Annotated in this window: 2 protein-coding genes; one reads left to right on the plus strand and one right to left on the minus strand. The window is 69.3% G+C overall.

Features of this window, described 5'->3' with window-relative positions; all coding sequences use genetic code 11:
• Positions 1–34 precede the first annotated feature (34 nt).
• The gene (locus tag C1I98_RS38770; protein WP_233508569.1) at positions 35–736 is read right to left on the minus strand and encodes a TetR/AcrR family transcriptional regulator; all 702 of its coding nucleotides are present in this window, start codon (positions 734–736) and stop codon (positions 35–37) included.
• Between the two features lie 104 nt (positions 737–840).
• Between C1I98_RS38770 and C1I98_RS38775 the strand changes: the two genes are divergently transcribed.
• Positions 841–1,452: a dihydrofolate reductase family protein gene (locus C1I98_RS38775; RefSeq protein ID WP_233508570.1), complete on the plus strand. Its 612-nt coding sequence runs from the start codon at positions 841–843 to the stop codon at positions 1,450–1,452.
• The last annotated feature ends 37 nt before the right edge of the window (positions 1,453–1,489 follow it).

Genomic DNA, 1,489 nt, shown 5'->3' on the forward strand with positions numbered 1-1,489 from the left:
CCACCCCCCGACCCGACCAGGCACCCCACTACGGTCAGCGGGTGCGCTGGGTGATGAGGACCTCCAGACCGTCGAGGAGGCGTTGCAGGCCGAACTGACGGCTTCTGCCCGGGGCCGGGTCGCCGGCGGATGCGATGGCGGCGCTCAGCGCGGGAAAGCGGTCGGCGGTGTGGTCGGGCAGGGCGCCGAGGTCGGGCCTGAGCCGCTGCTGTGCGGTCCATGGCTGAGTGCCGGCCAAGGTGGTGGATCGGGTGTTGCGAACGTGGCCGCTGAGCAGGAGGACCGCGTCCATCAGCTCGCTGCCGCTCAGCCCGGTCCCGGCAAGGGCCGCGACCGCGCTCTCCGTCCAGCCGATCTCTCTCGGGCCCATGATCCGCTCGCCGACGGTGGCGCCGGGCAGCCACGGGTGGCGGTCCCAGGTCGCCCACAGTTGATGAGCCCAGTGTTCGAGCTTGCCGCGCCAGCCGCCGGGGACCGTGCCCAGATCGGGCGGGTCGCCCACGGCTTCCTCGATCATGACGGCGATCAGCTCGGCCTTTCCGCTGACGTAGCGGTACAGCGCCATCTTGGTGAAGCCGAGTTCGCCGGCGACCCGCTGCATGGACAGCGCTGCGAGCCCTTCGGCGTCGGCGATGTCCATGGCGGCCCTGGCGATGTCCTCGATGGTGAACGCGGGCTTGGGCCCCCGGTTCGGCGGTCGTCGCACCCCCCAAAGCAGCGCAACGGTGCGGTCCAATTCGGCCCTCCAGTATTGCCCTTGCTCCCGGCCTAAATCTGTGTCTAGCATACACAGCGTCCACCGGACACTGTTTACGAACCACCTGTGACGAGGGGATCACCATGTCTGAGAACACCGAGCAGCAGCGCAAGGTCATTGCCGACGCCGTCGTATCGATGGACGGGTACACCAGCACCGGCCCCGAGGACGACATGAGCTGGGCCATGGAGCACATCAGCAGCGAGCAGAGCGAGATCATGTACGAGGGGATCTGGCGCGGGGTGAGCACGGCGGTCGTCGGCCGCGTCAACTGGGAGGGCTTCACCTCCGTATGGCCCGGCCTGACCAGCGACCCGAACAGTTCGGCCCGGACCCGTGACCTGGGCAACTGGCTCGCCACCGTCGAGAAGGTGGTCATCTCCACCACCCTGCAGCAATCCGACCTGGACAAGACGGAATGGACCAACGCCCGAGTCTCCCGCGACCTCGAAGCCGAGGTACGCGCGCTCAAGGCCGCGCCGGGCCGCGACATCCTCGTCCTGAACAGCGCCAGCATCATCCAGGCGCTGCTCAAGGCCGACCTGATCGACGAGCTCCATATGACCGTGGTCCCGGCGACGCTCGGCGCGGGAGTACGCCTGCTGCCCGACGGCCTCTCGTCGAAGTGGCGGCTGTCCCACGCCGCCGCCATCCCCGCGACGGGGGCCGTCGCCCTGTGCTACCGCCGCCCCTGAGCCCGGGGGTCGGCTACGGGGCAGGGGACTCTGAGGG

This window comes from Spongiactinospora gelatinilytica, from assembly GCF_003236385.1.
Classification (GTDB): Bacteria; Actinomycetota; Actinomycetes; order Streptosporangiales; family Streptosporangiaceae; genus Spongiactinospora; species Spongiactinospora gelatinilytica.